Annotated in this window: 11 protein-coding genes; 5 read left to right on the plus strand and 6 right to left on the minus strand. The window is 68.3% G+C overall.

Annotated features, from left to right (window positions below; genetic code table 11):
* Positions 1–106 precede the first annotated feature (106 nt).
* On the minus strand, positions 107–1,279 hold the full coding sequence (locus AC6I21_RS09465) for an alkaline phosphatase family protein (protein ID WP_497762275.1): 1,173 nt from the start codon (positions 1,277–1,279) through the stop codon (positions 107–109).
* Between the two features lie 14 nt (positions 1,280–1,293).
* A complete protein-coding gene (locus AC6I21_RS09470) occupies positions 1,294–1,881 on the minus strand; it encodes a DUF5998 family protein (protein WP_138177988.1) in 588 nt (195 codons plus the stop codon).
* A gap of 230 nt (positions 1,882–2,111) precedes the next feature.
* On the opposite strand from AC6I21_RS09470, the gene AC6I21_RS09475 reads away from it, so the two are divergent.
* Together AC6I21_RS09475 and AC6I21_RS09480 are read left to right on the plus strand one after the other, a co-directional pair.
* On the plus strand, positions 2,112–2,483 hold the full coding sequence (locus tag AC6I21_RS09475) for a DMT family transporter (protein WP_360028581.1): 372 nt from the start codon (positions 2,112–2,114) through the stop codon (positions 2,481–2,483).
* Positions 2,480–2,803: a DMT family transporter gene (locus AC6I21_RS09480; protein ID WP_497762276.1), complete on the plus strand. Its 324-nt coding sequence runs from the start codon at positions 2,480–2,482 to the stop codon at positions 2,801–2,803. Before AC6I21_RS09475 ends, AC6I21_RS09480 begins: the two co-directional genes overlap by 4 nt.
* Before the next feature lie 56 nt (positions 2,804–2,859).
* Here the strand turns inward: AC6I21_RS09480 and AC6I21_RS09485 are convergent, their stop codons facing one another.
* On the minus strand, positions 2,860–5,520 hold the full coding sequence (locus AC6I21_RS09485) for a bifunctional acetate--CoA ligase family protein/GNAT family N-acetyltransferase (protein ID WP_396276851.1): 2,661 nt from the start codon (positions 5,518–5,520) through the stop codon (positions 2,860–2,862).
* A 139-nt stretch (positions 5,521–5,659) separates the two neighbouring features.
* Between AC6I21_RS09485 and AC6I21_RS09490 the strand changes: the two genes are divergently transcribed.
* Positions 5,660–8,290 (plus strand): DNA gyrase/topoisomerase IV subunit A, encoded by a 2,631-nt coding sequence (locus AC6I21_RS09490; RefSeq protein WP_497762277.1) that lies wholly within the window; start codon positions 5,660–5,662, stop codon positions 8,288–8,290.
* 92 nt (positions 8,291–8,382) lie between these two features.
* Here AC6I21_RS09490 and cydC read toward each other — a convergent pair whose 3' ends face one another.
* The 3 genes from cydC to AC6I21_RS09505 are packed head-to-tail and all read right to left on the minus strand — an operon-like array spanning position 8,383 to position 14,361.
* On the minus strand, positions 8,383–11,706 hold the full coding sequence (cydC, locus tag AC6I21_RS09495; RefSeq protein ID WP_497762278.1) for a thiol reductant ABC exporter subunit CydC: 3,324 nt from the start codon (positions 11,704–11,706) through the stop codon (positions 8,383–8,385).
* 30 nt (positions 11,707–11,736) lie between these two features.
* Complete coding sequence (cydB, locus tag AC6I21_RS09500; RefSeq protein WP_343832724.1) at positions 11,737–12,762, minus strand: cytochrome d ubiquinol oxidase subunit II; 1,026 nt, start codon at positions 12,760–12,762, stop codon at positions 11,737–11,739.
* 18 nt (positions 12,763–12,780) lie between these two features.
* Positions 12,781–14,361 carry a cytochrome ubiquinol oxidase subunit I gene (locus AC6I21_RS09505; protein ID WP_497762279.1) on the minus strand — a complete coding sequence of 527 codons (1,581 nt, stop codon included), beginning with the start codon at positions 14,359–14,361 and terminating at the stop codon, positions 12,781–12,783.
* Between the two features lie 363 nt (positions 14,362–14,724).
* Here AC6I21_RS09505 and AC6I21_RS09510 point away from each other — a divergent pair, with 363 nt between their 5' ends.
* Both AC6I21_RS09510 and AC6I21_RS09515 read left to right on the plus strand, forming a co-directional pair.
* Entirely contained in the window at positions 14,725–15,096 is a 372-nt protein-coding gene (locus AC6I21_RS09510) for a BlaI/MecI/CopY family transcriptional regulator (protein ID WP_054820860.1), read from the plus strand.
* A gap of 24 nt (positions 15,097–15,120) precedes the next feature.
* Complete coding sequence (locus AC6I21_RS09515; protein WP_446753417.1) at positions 15,121–16,086, plus strand: M56 family metallopeptidase; 966 nt, start codon at positions 15,121–15,123, stop codon at positions 16,084–16,086.
* The last annotated feature ends 16 nt before the right edge of the window (positions 16,087–16,102 follow it).

Here is a 16,102-nt window from a genome sequence, read left to right on the forward strand (position 1 = left end):
GCCTGGTCCCCGCACCACCCCGGAACGCTGAAGGACGATTCCCCGGCAGCCAGCTGGCTGCCGGGGAATCGTCCTTTGCTGGCCCCCGTGGTTGGGTGGCCCGGGGTTATTCGGTGTGCAGCTGCAGCAGTGGCACCAGGCGTTCGGCGGTGGTCAGCGATCCGTGCTGCCCCACCATCTCAAAGGCCTTCGGGTTCACCCGCCGCCCGTCGTAGAAGGCGATGGACTCGGCGGCCAGGATCATCAAGTCCCCCAGCCGTTCGGCCACCGCGTCGCGCATCGGCCCGAACAGGCCGTGCTGGATCGCTTCCTGGCGGGTCAGCACCCAGGCCTTGGTGCCGTAGCGGCGTTGCCAGGCCTGACGCACCCGGGCGCGCACCGCATCGCTGGTGGCGGCGGCGAAGCTCAGCTGCACCCCGCGCGGCTCCCCGCTGGTCAGCTCCACCCCTTCAATCAGCTCCGGTTCCCGGCTGTAGTCGATGCGCTGGCTGGCCGGCACGTCCACCATGCCGTGGTCCCCGGTGATCAGCACGCTGGTTTGCGCCGGCAGCCGGGACACCATGGTCTTGAGCGTATAGTCCAGCTCCTCCAGGGTCTGGCGCCACTGGTCCGAATCCACCCCGTACTTGTGTCCGGCCTTGTCCAGCTCGTTGAAGTAGGTGTAGACCAGCGCGTGGCGGTGCGCGTCGAAGACCTCGGTGGTGGCCCGGCTGCGCGCGGCCAGGGAGGTGGCGGCGACGAACTGGGGCCCGCGCAGGGCAGCCCGGGTCAGTGCCGAATTCTCGAACAAGGCCAGCGAGACGCTGGCGGTGTGCACCCCGGCGTCGGCGACCTGTTCGAACACGGTGCGGTTCGGCTGCCAGGCCAGCGGGTCCAAGTCCGCGGGCCAGCCGCCCAACTGGTTCACCGTCCGGCGCCGCTCCGGGTCGATCACGTCGTAGCCGAGCATGCCGTGCGCGCCGGGGGCCAGCCCGGTGCCCAGGCTGCTCAACGAGGTGGCGGTGGTCGAGGGGAAGCCGACGCTCAGGCGCTGGGCCTTGTCGAACAGGCGGCGCAGGAAGGGGGCGTGGGCGATGTTCGACTTCAGCTGGTTCCAGCCCAGCCCGTCGATCATCACCACGTTCACCCGGCGGGTGGACTTCAGCCCCAGCGGGTTCTGGAATCCCGGCACACCCAGCGCGTGCGCGGCCGAGGGCAGCACCTCGGCCAGGGTCTGGGTGCCGTAGGGGGCGGGGGCCGGCAGCGCGGTGGCGGGCACGGGCAGGGTCGGGTCAGGCACGATGAACCCCGGCCCTAGAAGTCGGTGGCCTGGCGCAGGCGGACCGCGAAGCTGCGGGCCTTGTTGACCGCGTCCTGCCCGTCGGCTTCGGCGCTGACCCGGATCACCAGGTCCTCGGGCTGCGCGGTGCCGGTCACCCCGTGGTCGGCGTCGCATTCCGGGTCCGCGCAGGCGGCGGGGGTCAGGTCCAGGCGGGTGGTGCCGTTCCAGGACAGCCCGAAGGTCAATTCGCGCACCGCGTCCCCGCTGCGGTAGTGCTGGGGCTGGTGGAAGACATAGCTGGTGGCCACCGAGGCGATGCGTTTCAGGGAGATCATTTCGGTGGAGACCTGGGCGACGACCTGCTGGCCGTGGTCATCGAGCTGCTGGTCATCAACGTGGATGATGAACAGCGAATTGTCGCTGAGCACCAGCACGGTGATGTGGCGGTGCACCTCGGTGCGGTCGAAATGGGTTTCCAGGTGGACATAGTGGTCCAGGATCGGCCGGGTGTACATCGCTTCGGACAGCACGTCCTGGATCATCTGCGGATAGAAGCCGGCCCGGACCAGATCCTGCTGCAGTTCAGCGGCTGCAGTGGTCGAATACGATGGAGAACTCATGCCTTAAGTTTACCCAGTGCACCCGACTCTTACCTATGAGCCGCCCGCCCGGTGCGCCCCGCCCGCCGGGCGGTGAGAGCCTGCTCACATCGTACAGCCACGGCGCGCGCGACCGGATCCGGCACCGGGCGACGCCGCCCACCGGTTTGGTAGGTTCGAAGGATGAAGCAAATCGGTGGGGCGCACATCGCGCGGGCCATGGCATACGCACGCCACAAGGCGGGACTGGGATGAAGCGCTGGCTGCTGCTGGCGCTGGCGGTGATCGCCGAGGTCAGCGGGTCGCTGTCCATGAAGCTGGCCCTGGACGCCCCGGCGTTGTACCTGGTGACCGCCGCCGGGTACATTGTGGCCTTCGCCGCGCTGGCCGCCACGCTGCGCGCGGGCATGGCCCTGGGCGCGGCCTACGGCATCTGGGGTGCGTGCGGGGTGGCGCTGACCGCGCTGTTCTCCCACCTGCTCTTCGCCGAGCCGCTGACCCCGGTGATGCTGCTGGGGATGGGGTTGATCATTGCCGGGGTGCTGCTGGTCGAGTTCGGCTCGCAGCTGGCCGCCGCCCGCCAGGGCACTGCCCCGGCCCCGCGCGGAAGGTCCGGGGCATGAGCGCCTGGCTGCTGCTGATCCTGGCGGTCATCGCCGAGGTGAGCGGCACGCTCTCGCTGCGCATGGCCACCCACGGTTCGCGGCGCTGGCTGCTCCCGATGGTGTTCAGCTACCTGGTGGCCTTCAGTTCGCTGGCCACCAGCCTGGCGCTGAGCATGCCGCTGGGCCTGGCCTACGGGGTGTGGGCCGCCTGCGGGGTGGCGCTGACCGCGCTGCTGAGCTGGCTGCTGTTCAAGGAGCCGATGAGCTGGGTGATGTCGCTGGGGATCGTGCTGATCGCCGGCGGGGTGATGCTGATCAACACCGGTGCCCCGGCCTGAGCCGGGGCACCGCGGCCGGCCATGCTGCTCCCTCCCGGTTCGCGCTCGCGCGCCGCTTAGCCGCGCAGTGCCCGGCGCACGGTGTCGGTACGCTGTTCCGGGTTGCCGACCTGCACCTCGGCAGCCAACACGCTCAGCCCGTGTTCGGAAACGGTGACCGGGGAAATCTTCAGGATCGCCACCTCCGGGTGGTTGTCCTTCAGCAGCGCCACCCGGTTCAGCAGGTCCTTCAGCGCCGCCAGGTCCACCTGCGGCAGCCCCTGGTAGCCGAAGAGCCGGGCGCTGCTGCGTGGACGGTGGATCAGGTCCTCCAGGTCCTGCACGGACAGCGGAGCCACCCCGTGCGCCCAGTCATCGAGCAGGTTCACCGGGTCCCCGGAGAGCCCGAAGGAGATCACCGGCCCCAGCAGCGGGTCCTCCACCGCCCGGATCACGCAGGCCTGCCCGGCCTCGGCCATGGACTGCACCTCCAGGGCCTGCACCCCCCACTGCCCCATGGCCTGGAACATGTGGGCGTAGTTGGCCCGCAGCGTGGGTTCGTCGGTGATGTTCAGCCGCACCCCGCCCAGATCCAGGCGCTGGCGCAGGTAGGGGTCATCGGCCTTCAACGCCACCGGCCAGCCCAGCCGGTGCGCGGCCGCGACCGCCTCATCGGCGCTGTTCACCGCCTGGGATTCCAGCACCGGGATCCCGTAGTGGGCCAGCAGCGTGCTGGCCTGGTCGTAGTCCAGTTCGCGCAGCGTGGTGCCCGGGATCTGGGCGGTGAGGGTTTTCAGGTAGTCCTCTGCCCCGTCGGCGTCGATGCCCTCCGGTTCGGGCAGCGCGTCGTGTTCGACGTTCAGCCACTGCCGGTAGCCGTGAGCCTTGTCCAGGGCCCGCACCGCCGCGGCCGGGGAGGTGAACACCGGCAGCCCGTGGTGCACCCCGGTGCCGATGCTGCGGTCCGAACGCCCGGAGAGCACCACCAGCACCGGTTTGCCGCAGCCGGCGAAGCGGCCCAGCTCCCCCAGCAGTGCGTTGTCGCTGATGCCGGGCACCGGCAGCAGGGCGATGATCACCGAATGCACGGTGGCATCCTGCACCAGCTGCTGCACCCGTTCGCGCAGCAGCGGCAGGGCCCGGGACTGGCCCAGGCTGAAGTCCAGTTCGCGCTCGTCCGCGGCGGCGCTGAGGGTGCGGCTGACGGCCACATCGCAGGTGACTTCCGCCAGGGTGAGCGAATTGGAGAGCACCGTCAGGTTCGGCCCGGCCGGGGCCGGTGAGGTGCACAGCACGCTGGCCACGTCCATCAGCTGCTCCACCGAGCCGACCCGGATCACCCCGGCCTGGGCCAGCACCGCGTTCAGCGCCGCCGGCGGGGCCTGGGAGGTGCGCACCGAGTGCCCCGGCGGCAGGCGCAGGCCCATGACATCGCTCTTGGCCACGATCACCGGTTTGCTGCCGGACAGGCGCCGGGCGATGCGGGAGAACTTGCGCGGGTTGCCGAAGGACTCCAGGTGCATGGCCACCACCGCGGTGTGCTCATCGTCCTCAAAGTACTGCATGGCGTCGTTGCCGGACACGTCCGCGCGCAGGCCCGCAGAGATCGCGGAGCTCAGCCCCAGCCCGCGCTGGGCCTGCACCCCGTGCAGCAGCACCCCCATGGCGGCGGACTGGCTGAAGAAACCGATGTTGCCCGGGGCCGGCAGCTGCTGGGCGACCGAGGCGTTCAGCTGCACATCCGGGTCGGTGTTCTGCAGCCCCAGGGAGGCCGGGCCGATGACCCGCATCCCGTTGATCCGCGCCCGGGTGATCAGTTCGCGCTGTTCGCGCAGGCCCTGGTCGGATTCGTAGCCGGCGGTCATCACCAGCAGGCCCTTGACCCCGTGGGCGGCGCAGTCATCCACGACCCCCAGCACCCGTTCCTTGGGCACGCAGATGATGGCCAGGTCCACCGGGCCGGGCACCTCGGTGATCCGCCCGTAGCTGGGCAACCCGCCGATCTCAAAGGCCTGCTCGTTCACCGCGTACAGCGCCCCGGTGAACCCGGATTCCACCAGCCGGTTCAGCACGTCGTAGCCCAGGGTGCCCCAGGAGCGGCTGGCGCCGATGACCGCCACGGAGGCCGGGGCCAGCAGCCCGGCCACCGACTTCGCTTCGGCGCGGTGCTCGCGGGCCTCCATCACCGAACGGGACTTGTCGGTCGGGTCGATCGGGAAGACCAGCATCACCACCCCGTCCTCAAAGTGCCGGGCCACCGCGTAGCCGGCCTCGGAGAAGACGGTGAGCATCTTGCGGTTCTCCGGCAGCACCTCTGCGGTGAACTTCTCGATCCCGTTTTCGCGTCCGGCCGCGGCCAGGTGCTCCAGCAGGATGGAGGCGATCCCGCTGCCGTGGTACTCGTCCGAGACGTTGAACGCGACCTCCGCCTCGGTGGGGTCATCGAGCCGGTCATAGCCGCCGACCCCGATGACCTTCGCCCCGCGCAGCACCACGAACGCCACCCGGGAGGTGTGATCGACGTTGGTGAAGCGTTCCAGCTCCTTGGGGGTCAGCTGGGACTTGTAGGTAAAATAGCGCAGGTAGACCGACGCCTCGGACTGCTGGCGGTGCATCTCCTGCAGCGCCTGGGCATCCTTGGGGGTGATGGGCCGCAGGTGCGCGGTTGAACCGTCGCGCAGCACAACATCTGCTTCCCAATGTGCCGGATATGCCGCAGAAACTTTACGATCCACCATAAGCTAAACAATAGTGCGCGGTACCGGCCACGGCCAGATGCCACGCACCACGGCCTGCACCACGCCCGCGGCGCGCAGTCCGCCTGTTTGCATTCGAACAGTTTCTTATCGACCAGAAGGTAGGGGCACGAACAGCTCAATGGCTCGCAAGAACACTCCGGCCCTTGACGAGGATTTCGTCGAGAACATCATCGACATCGACGTCACCAGCGAGATGGAGAACTCCTTCCTGGAGTACGCCTACTCGGTGATCTACTCCCGGGCCCTGCCCGATGCCCGTGATGGGCTCAAGCCCGTGCAGCGGCGCATCCTGTTCCAAATGGCGCAGATGGGTCTGCGCCCGGAGAAGGGGCACGTAAAGAGCGCGCGCGTGGTCGGTGAGGTGATGGGCAAGCTGCACCCGCACGGGGACGCGGCGATCTATGACGCGATGGTGCGCCTGGCCCAGGACTTCTCGATGCGCCTGGCGCTGGTGGACGGGCACGGCAACTTCGGCTCCCTGGATGACGGGCCGGCCGCCCCGCGCTACACCGAGGCCCGGCTGGCCGCGGCCGCGGTGGCGATGACCGCGAACCTGGACGAAGACGTGGTCAACTTCGTGCCGAACTACGACAACCAGTTCACCCAGCCCGAGGTGCTGCCCGCCGCCTTCCCGAACCTGCTGGTCAACGGCGCCACCGGCATCGCGGTGGGCATGGCCACCAACATGGCCCCGCACAACCTGGGCGAGGTGATCGCCGCGGCCCGCCACCTGATCGAGCACCCCGAGGCCACGGTCGAGGACCTGATGAAGTTCGTCCCCGGCCCGGACCTGCCCTCCGGGGGCACCATTGTGGGCCTGGACGGGATCCGCGACGCCTACCGCACCGGGCGCGGGGCGTTCCGCACCCGGGCGAAGGTGGCGCTGGAGAAGATCTCGGCGCGCAAGTCCGCCCTGGTGGTCACCGAGCTGCCCTACACGGTCGGCCCGGAGAAGGTCATCCAGAAAATCAAGGACGGGGTGGGCAACAAGAAGATTGCCGGCATCTCCGACGTGGTGGATCTGACCGACCGGCAGCACGGGCTGAAACTGGTCATCGAGCTGAAGAACGGCTTCAACCCGAACGCGGTGCTGGCCAGCCTGTACAAGTACACCCCGATGGAGGACTCCTTCGGCATCAACAACGTCACCCTGGTCGAGGGCCAGCCGCGCACCCTGGGGCTGCGCGAGCTGCTGCAGGTGTACGTCGAACACCGCCTGGAGGTGGTGCGCCGGCGCACCACGCACCGGCTGGCCAAGCGGGAGGAACGCCTGCACCTTGTCGAGGGCCTGCTGATCGCCATCGTGGACATTGACGATGTCATCGCGATCATCCGCTCCTCCGAGGCCACCAATGAGGCCCGCGAACGGCTGATGACGGTCTTTGACCTCTCCGAGGCGCAGGCCAACCACATCCTGGAGCTGCGCCTGCGCCAGCTGACCAAGTATTCGCGCATCGAGCTGGAGGCCGAGGCCGAGCAGCTGCGCAAGGAGATCGAGGAGCTGCGAGCCATCCTGGGCTCCGACGCCCGGCTGCGTGAGGTGGTCTCCGGGGAGCTGGAGCAGACCGCCGAAACCTTCGCCTCCCCGCGGCGCACCGTGCTGGCCAAGGATGCGGAGACCAAGCCGCTGAAGGGCACCGTGCTGCCCGAGGCGGTGGGCAGCGGCAAGAAGGCCACCCTGGCCATGGAGGTCGCCGACCGGCCCTGCCGGGCGCTGCTCTCGGCCTCCGGGCAGATCGCGCGCACCCACGACCGCACGCCGCTGGATTTTGCCGGCTCCCGGGTGAAGCACGATGTGCTGCTCTCCGAGGTGCCCACCAGCGCCCGCGGCGAAATCGGCGCACTGACCAGCACCGGGCGGATCATCCGGGTGTCAATGATCGACGTCCCGGCGCTGGGCGAGGGCCATGGCTTCCCGCAGCTGGCCGGCGGGGTGTCGGTCAGCGAGTTCCTGAAGCTGCCCAAGGGCGAGAAGGCGGTGGCGCTGGTCCCGCTGAACCGCGTCTTCGCGCTGGGTACCCGCAACGGCGTGGTCAAGCGCGTGAACCCGGACTACCCGCTGAACCGTGACGAGTTCGAGGCGATTACCCTCAAGGGCAAGGACGAGGTGATCGGGGCCGCGGTGGCCGAGGATGAGGACGAGCTGATCTTCATCACCGCGCAGGCCCAGCTGCTGCGCTTCACCGCCTCCACGGTGCGCGCCCAGGGCCGCACCGCCGGGGGCATGTCCGGCATCAAGCTGGGCGCGCAGGACTTCGTGATCTACTTCGGCGCGGTGCCGGCCAATGACGCCTCCGCGGTGGTGGCCACCGTGGCGGTCGGCTCCCAGACGCTGCCGGGCACCTCCGGGCAGTCGGTCAAGCTCACCGAGCTGGACCAGTTCCCGCTCAAGGGGCGGGCCACCGCCGGGGTGCGCGCCCACCGCTTCACCAAGGGCGAGGACAAGCTGAGCCTGGCCTATGCCGGGCCGGGTCCGGCCCGGGCCAGCTCCGCGGCCGGGGTGGTGCGCGCCCTGCCCACCGAGTTCGGCAAGCGGGACGGCTCTGGGGTGCCGCTGGCGCAGTCCATCGCGCTGCTTGGCGGCGTGCTGCCGGCCGACACGCAAAGCGCGGACCCGGTCTCGGCGCGGGAACTGGATCAGACGCTGCCCAGCCCCGAGCACGCGGCGCAGACCACCAAGATCGGGCACGAACTGGTGGAGGACACCTTGCCGTTCTCCGATGGCGGGGTCATTCTCGGCGACGACTAGCAGCACCATGCATGAGGGGCGGGAAACCAGTGGCGAACTGGTGCCCCGCCCCTTTGGCCTCCCCACGCCCCGCACGCGCTGCGCGGGCGTGCCTACACCGTCAGGCCGTGCCGGGCCCGTTGGCCCAGATCTATCCGGTGGTCGCACTCGCCGGCCAGCTGGGCGTCATGGGTAATGAGCACCACGGTGCGTCCGGCGAGCGCGGCCCGCAGCTGATCGATCAGCGCCTGTCCCTCGTCCTGGCCCAGGTGGGCGGTCGGCTCATCGAGCAGCACCACCTGCTTGTCCGCCAACAGGGCCCGGGCCACGGCCAGGCGGCAGCGCTGTCCGCCGGAGAGGCTGTGGCCGCCGCTGCCGATGCGGGTCTCCAGGCCCTGGGGGTGCTGGGCGTACCAGGATCCCAGGCCCACCGCCTGCAGCACCTGGAGCATCTGCGACTCCGGCGGCATCGGCCCGTCCAGGCCCAGCGCCAGGTTGCGCGCCAGGGTTGAGTCGAACAGGTGCGCCTCCTGCGGGCACCAGGCCACCGAATCCAGGGCCTGGGCCGTCAGCGGTGAGAGCCGCCCGGCGGTGTCGATGGCGTGGATTTGCCCGGACAACGGGGGCAGCACCCCCAGCAGGGCGGTGAGCAGGGTCGATTTGCCCGAGCCGGAGGGGCCGGTCAGTGCCGTCCAGTCCCCGGGGGCGATGCGGGCGCTGAGCCCCTGGAGCACCGGTTCACCCTCACGGTAGCCAAGGGCCACCTCGTGCAGCTCAAAGCCGGTGACCGGCCCGAAATCCTCCTCCGGCTCCGGCAGCTGCTGCTGTGGTGCGCTGCTCACCCCACGGTCGGCCAAGGTCTGGCGCAGTTCGGCCAGTGCCCGGGCCTGTTGGATCGAGGCGACGCAGGCGGCGGCGGGTTCGGACAGGGCCAGGGCCAGCAGGGCGGCCACCGCGGTCAGTTCGGGCGTCACCTCGCTCAGGGCCACGCAGGCGGTGGCCAGCACGGCTCCGGTCAGGGTCATCAGGTTCGCCCCGACGCCCTGGCCCAGGGCGTGCCAGCTGGCCTTGCGGGTGTTTTCCCGCTCGGTGTGCCGCAGCCGGGCCAGCAGCTCCCCCAGGGAGCCGTTGGCCCGCAGCGAGGCCCGGTTGCGCAGAATGGCCAGCACGCGTTCGTTGACCTGCAGCCGGTGCTCCAGCTGCTCGGTGGTGCTGCGCCCCTCGATGCGGCGGATCAGCGGAACAATGACAATGAGCATCAGCAGCAGCGCGCCCAGTCCCGCATACCCGAAGGTCGGCTGGATCAGGAAGAGCACCACGGTGCCCAGCAGCCAGACGATCAGGGCCTGCAGGGGCGGGAAGACCACCCGGGCCAGCAGGTCGCGCAGTTCATCGACCTCGGCCAGGAAGAAGCGCAGCACCACCGGGGAACGGGAGACAACGCCCCAGCTGGCGGGCTTGGCCACCATGGCGTTCCAGATCTTTTCCCGCAGCTCGGCCGCGTACCCCAGCACGGCGTCGTGGATGGCCAGCTGCTCCAGGTAGCGCAGCGCCGCCCGGCCGATGCCCAGGGCGCGCACGCTCACGATCGCCACCATCAGGTGCAGCACCGGGGGCATGTAGCTGGCCTTGACGATCAGCCAGCCGCTGACCGCGGAGAGGGCCACGGCGAAGAGCACCGACAGCACCCCCAGCAGCACGGCCTTACGGGCCCCGGTGTAACGGGTCAGCAAATCCCGCACCGGGGTGAATCCGGTCGCCTGCTGGCCGCGCGGCGGCCGGGGCGCCTGCGGCAGCGCCGCCGGTTCGTCCGCATCCACCGGGGCGGTGGTGGCCGCCGGTGCGGCGCCGGGCACCTGGCGGGCGCCCAGCAGCGGGTCGTGGCTGGCCACCAGGACCGCGCAGCCGGCAGGCAGTTCGCCCAGCAGCCGGCGCACCGCGGCCGCGTTGCGCGCATCCAGGTGGGCGGTTGGCTCATCGGCCAGCAGCAGCCGGGTGTCGGGTTCGCTGTGGATGCGCAGCAGGGCGCGCAGCACCTCAAGTCGGCGCAGTTCGCCCGGGGAGTATTCGGCGATGGGCCGCTGCAGCATCGTGTGCAGCCCCAGCTCGTGGGCCAGACGCTGGATTTGTTCGGCACTGGCCTGGGGCGCATCCAGGGCCAATTGCCGTACGCCGGTGTCCTGGCTGAATTCCGGGTGCTGGCTGATCAGCGCGAACCCGCCGCGCAGCCGCAGCCGGCCGCTGGTCTGCTCGGCGTCCAGCGCGTTGGCGCTGGCCCCCTCGGCGATGGCCTTGAGCAGGGTGCTCTTCCCGGTGCCGCTGGCCCCGTCCAGCAGCAGGCGCTGGCCCGGGTCCAGGCGCAGCGTGTAGTTGCGGTAGAGCGGCGCCTCGGTGCCGTAGCGGAAGGAAAAGTCCTCCAGCTCCAGGATCGGCTGGCGGTTCCCGGCATCCAGGGGCAGCCGTTGGACGCTGATGGCCGGTTCGGGGTTCTGCCCCACCATCTGCTCGTAGCGCTGGTAGGCGGCCAGCCCGTCATCGGCGGCATGGTAGGCCGAGCCGACCTCACGCAGGGTTCCGAAGACCTCGGGAGCCAGGATCAGCACGATCAGCCCGGCGGCCAGGTCCATGTGGCCGCCGACCAGGCGCAGGCCGATGAACACCGCCACCACCGCAACCGAGAGCGTGGAGATCAGTTCGAGCCAGAAGCTGGAGAGGAAGACCGTCTTCAGGTTCTCCATGGTGGCCTTGCGGTAGCGTCGGCCCAACCGGGCGATCGCCGTTCCCTGGGCGCGGGCCCGCCCCAGGCCCAGCAGGGCCGGCAGCCCCAGGGCCAGCTCATACAGCTGGTGGGCCAGCGCGTCGAGTCCCGCCTGGCTTTCGCGGATCTTCTCCTGGGTGTGCATGCCGATCAGGGCCATGAACAGCGGCACCAGCGGAATGGTGATCAGCAGCACGATGGCGCTGGTCAGATCCACGGTCAGGACATAGATCCCCAGCAGCGGCGGCAGCACCAGTGCGCTGACCATGGCCGGGATGAACTTGGTGAAGTAGTCATCGAGCTTGTCGATGCCGTGCGCCGCCAGGGTGGCGGTTACCGGCACGGAGAACTTCTTGGACGCCACCGGGGCGATGGTGCTGACCCCTGCGGTGCTGGCCACCAGCTGTTCGCGCATCCGCTCCTTCGCGCCCAACCCCATCCGCCGGGAGGACACGTTCAGCCCCCAGCCGCCAGCGGCCCGCAGCAGCGCGCCGGCCAGTGCCAGCCACAGCAGCCGCGGGCCGGCCGGCGCACCGGAGCCGGCCAGGGAGGCGATCCAGGTGCCCAACGCGAAGGCGAGCAGGATCAGCCCCAGGGCCTTGCTGATCGACCACACGGTCAGCAGCACCAGCTGCCGGCGCTGCAGCAGGTTTGAGGGCAGGAAGCGTGGTGCGGCCATCTTCTCTCCTTGGCGTTGGGCCATCGACGGTTACTTGACCACGGGGGTGATCAGGCGGGTCTCCGGGATGTGCTTTTCGTGGATGCGCTTGCGGAACACCCAGTAGCTCCAGGCCTGGTAGGCCAGGACCAACGGCACCCCGAACGCGGCCACGATGCTCATCAGCCGCAGCGTGTACGGCGTGCTGGAGGCGTTCATCACCGTCAGGTTGAACGCCGGGTCGATCGTGGAGGGAAGCACCACCGGGAAGGCGGCGGTGAAGATCGCCGCGACCCCCAGTGCCAGGGCCGCCCCCAGGGCGATGAAGGAGAATCCCTCGCGGCCCGACCGGGCGGTGCCCCAGGCGGCCACCATGGCCAGCGCAGCCAGCCCCAGCAGCGCCCAGGCGCCCATCGAGTCGTTGCGCAGCAGCACCGCGAGCGCCCACAGCACCAGCGGCAGCAGGCCCAGCGGCAGCCACCTGACCAGCAGCGAGCCGCTGCGTTCGCGGATCGGCCCATCGGTCTTCAGGCGCAGGAAGGCCAGCGCCTGGATCAGGCAGTAGCCCACGACCGCCAGGCCACCAAGCACCGCTTCCCAGCCAAACCAGGCGAACGCTCCGCCGACCCGGTCCCCGTTTTCATTCAGCGGCAGCCCCAGGGTGGTCAGCGCCAGCATGGCGCCCACACCGAAGGCGGCCACGAAGGAGCCCAGGCTCATTGCCAGGTTCCACATCTTCAACGCGGTGGCGGTGTGCGCCTTGCCGCGGTATTCAATGGATACGGCACGGAAGATCAGTGCGGCCAGCACGATCACCAGCGGCAGGTAGAGCCCGGAGAAGAGCGAGGCATACCAGTAGGGGAAGGCGGCGAAGGTGGCCCCGCCGGCGGTCAGCAGCCAGACCTCGTTGCCGTCCCAGACCGGGCCGATGGTGTTGAGCATGACCCGGCGCTGGCGTTCATTGCGGGCCATCACCCCCATGAGCATGCCCACCCCGAGGTCGAAGCCCTCAAGGAAGAGGTAGCCAAGCCACAGGACGGCGATGACCACGAACCATAGTGTTGGAAGCCATTCCATTGTCAGTTTCCGTTCCCGCTAGTAGGCGAAGGACAGCACATCATCATCGTGCTTGTCCTCGTCCTTGCGCTCGTCGTTGTTCAGTTCGGGCATGGAGGAGGCCACCCCACCGCGGATGAACCGGGTGAGCAGCACGAGTTCGACCACCAGCAGCACTGCGTAGATCAGCGTCAGGCTGATCGTGGAGAAGAGCATCTCCCCGGCACTGACGGTCGGCGAGACCGCGGCGGCGGTGTACATGAACACCTGGTCAATGCCGCCCATCTGCGGGTTCGGCGCCACCACGAAGGGCTGACGTCCCATTTCGGTGAAGATCCAGCCGAAGGAGTTCGCCCCGAACGGGGCGGCGATGCCCAGCAGGGCCAGCCGGGAGACCCACTTGTTGTGCGGCACGGTCCCCTTGCGGGTGAGCCACAGGGCCACCGCGGCGGCGACGGCGCTCAACCCGCCCAACGTGATCATCAGCCGGAAGCCCCAGTAGGTGACCTCCATGACCGGGACGTAGTTGATTTCCTGGCCGGCGTACTGACCGAGGTATTCCTCATCCGGGTAGTGGGTGCCGTACTTTTCCTGGTATTCGGGGATCAGCGTGTTCACGCCCTTGACCGGGGTTTCAAAGTCGCCGTTGGCCAGGTAGGAAAGCAGACCGGGCAGTTCGAAGACCGCGGTGACGTCATCGCAGCTGGTGCTGCCCTGGGTGCGGACATCGCCCAGCGTCAGCACCGAGAACCCGGTGCCGTCGTGGCAGGCGGCCTCGGCGGCGGCCATTTTCATCGGCTGCTGCTCGAACATCAGCTGGGCCTGGGTGTGCCCCGAGAAGGCCACCCCCAGGAAGGAGACCAGCGCCACCACTGCACCGATGCGCAGCGAGGAGAGCCATACCTTGTGGTCGGTCTTGTCGCGGTTGCGGCCCTTGCTCAGGTCTTCCCCAACGAGGACGCGCCCGTTGGCGTCCACCGTGTCGATGCCCTCCGCGCGGCGACGGTACAGGTGGAACCAGGAGATGCCCAGCAGGAATCCGCCGGCCACGGCGAAGGCGCCGAAGACGGTGTGCGGGAAGGTGACCAGCGCCGTGTTGTTGGTGAACACGGCCCAGGCGTCGGTCATGACCGCGCGCCCGTCAACGATTTCGGTGCCCACCGGGTGCTGCATCCACGAGTTTGCGACGAGGATGAAGTAGGCCGAGAGGATGCTGGCCAGCGAAGCGGCCCAGATCGTGGCCAGGTGCAGCTTTGCCGGCAGTTTCTTCCAGCCAAAGATCCACAGTCCCAGGAAGGTGGATTCGACGAAGAACGCCAGCAGCGCCTCCATGGCCAGCGGGGCCCCGAAGACGTCGCCGACGAATCGGCTGTACTCGCTCCAGGCCATGCCAAACTGGAATTCCTGCACGATACCGGTGGCCACGCCCATGATGAAGTTGATCAGGAACAGCTTGCCCCAGAACTTCGTCATTCGCAGCCACTGTTCATTGCCGGTGCGCAGCCATACCGTTTGCAGCACCGCTACGACCAGCCCCAGCCCGATCGTCAGCGGCACCATCAGGAAGTGGTATACGGTGGTGATGCCAAATTGCCACCGCGCAATTTCCAACGGGTCCATCGGTTTCCCTTCGAGTGTAAACACGTTTTCTACTGAACGTAGAAAAGTCGTTCACCACCACGATAGGCCAATTTCGACAAGACGTAGAACTCGCGGGTAACCGGCCTGTGGCCTGCAAAACAAGCCACCGACCAAACCGCGTGATGCCAGCAACAGGCAAGCGCCAAATTTGCCGAGTTCTCAAGGTGCGCCCAAGAGACTATGCCCGAATGTGATTTTGGCAACAATAATCTACTCAGACCCGATTTTTACGAAGTGTAGAAAATTTGGTCAATCCCCTATAGAATGGACTGCACGATACGTTCGTTGGCGCTTAATGGCGCCGGACGTTTTAGCACTAGTAGGCAAGTGAGGTACTGCCCTGTGGCCAGCCTTGGCGATCTGGAACGCTCAGTCATGGAACTTCTGTGGGACTCCGCAGAACCACTGACCGCCAATGATCTGCGCGATGAACTCGCCGCACCCGGCGATGCTGCGAAGGAACTCGCAGTCACCACTGTGCTGACGGTACTCGCGCGGTTGGAAAAGAAGGGCCTCGTCGCCCGGGAACGCTCCACGCGTCCGCACCGCTACACGGCCTCGTCGACCCGCGAGGATCACACCGTGAACCTGCTCAACGAGGCATTGGGAACCGCCCAGGACCGCGAAGCTGTTCTGGCGCGCTTCATCGGCGGCATTTCCCCCGACGAAGCGGCGGCACTTCGTGCTATCTTGGACGCACCGAAAACCGTCTAAATCCTTCACGATATAGAGGGCTGAGTGCTTCTCACCTCATACTTTCTTGCGGCGTTGGCCATCGCATTAGCGTGGCCAACGCCGTTGGCGTTGGCCAAAGCGAAATGGCCAGCCCGCTCCCCGGTGGCCGCTGTCCTGTTGTGGCAGGCCATCGCCCTGGCCGGTGGGCTGTCAATGATCGGCTCCATGCTCGTGTGGGGTCTGACTCCACTGGGCGATGACCTGCTCAGTGCCCTGCACCAGGGATGGCGCTTGCTGCTCGGGGACCCCGATGCCCCGTCCCCCGGGGTGGTCCACCTCTTTGCGCTCAGCGCCGCACTGCTCTTTGCCACCCATCTGGTCCTGACCCTGCTGCGCGCCGCCTGGCGGATCTCCCGGCAGAGGGCCAAGCATCGCCAGCTGCTGATGCTGTTGACCAACCCCGCCGAGGACCGGCCCAATACCCTGGTTTTGGACCATGACGTCCCGGTTGCCTATTGCGTTCCGGGCATGACCCGCTCGGTCACCGTCCTGTCCCGTGGCCTTCTGGACCAGCTCTCCGAGACCGAACTGCAGGCGGTGCTGGCCCACGAGCGGTCGCATCTTGAACAACGCCACGACCTGCTGATCCTGGCCTTCACCGCCTGGCACGAAGCCCTTCCCTGGCTGCCGACATCGCGCCTGGCGTTGGACGCGGTGCGCCAGCTGACCGAGATGCTGGCCGATGACACGGCCCTGCAGAAGGTGCAGCGCCCAGTCCTGTTGCGGGCCATCGTGACCGTCGCGTCCTCCGTGGCCCCCAACCCGGTCCACGATCCCGCCCAGCAGGGCGGCTCGGGCGGCGACCTGGAAACCGTGCCGAACGGAGAATTGTCCTCCGGACGCCTGCAGCGCCTGCTCAATGATCCGAACCCGCTGAGTGTTTTCCAGACCACGGCGATCGTCTTTTGCTCACTGATGCTTTTGGTCTGCCCCACCGTGTTGCTGATTGCGCCCAAGCTGCTGGGCTAGACGCAATCCACAACCG

The sequence above is a fragment of the Glutamicibacter sp. St.4D3 genome (assembly GCF_059728615.1).